The sequence below is a fragment of the Mesorhizobium sp. M3A.F.Ca.ET.175.01.1.1 genome, from assembly GCF_004791945.1.
GTDB lineage: Bacteria > Pseudomonadota > Alphaproteobacteria > Rhizobiales > Rhizobiaceae > Mesorhizobium.
Window position 1 is genome coordinate 1 of record NZ_SRTP01000115.1, and the last position, 391, is coordinate 391.

The following is a 391-nucleotide window of genomic DNA, read 5'->3' on the forward strand; positions in this document are numbered from 1 at the left end:
CGGCAAGCTTGCCGCGGAGAACTCCATCGGCGTCGATTCCTTCGGTTTCGCCGCGATCACCAAGGCCCTTACTGGCGAGGAAAGCCCGATCGAGAAGGACCGCATCGTCGGGATCTCGCAGGGCTGGAAGCTCAACGGCGCAATCAAGGACACCGAGCGGGATCTCGCCGGCGGCGTCATCGAACATGACGGCGGCGCGTTGATGAGATTTGCCGTCGGGAACGCCAAGGTGGTGCCGCGCGGCAACGCGATCTCGATCGACAAGCAGGAATCCGGTTCCGCCAAGATCGACCCGCTCATGGCCGCCCTTCACGCCAAGGTCCTGATGGGCCTCAATCCGGAGGCCGCCGGAACAGCTGAAATCCTCGCAATCTGAGAGGCGCGACTATAT

The 391-nt window shown here is 62.9% G+C and carries 1 pseudogene; it reads left to right on the forward strand.

What is annotated here, in order from left to right:
• Nucleotides 1–376 (forward strand): annotated as a pseudogene (locus tag EN818_RS33045) (terminase large subunit); the annotation flags it as partial.
• Nucleotides 377–391: the final 15 nt, after the last annotated feature.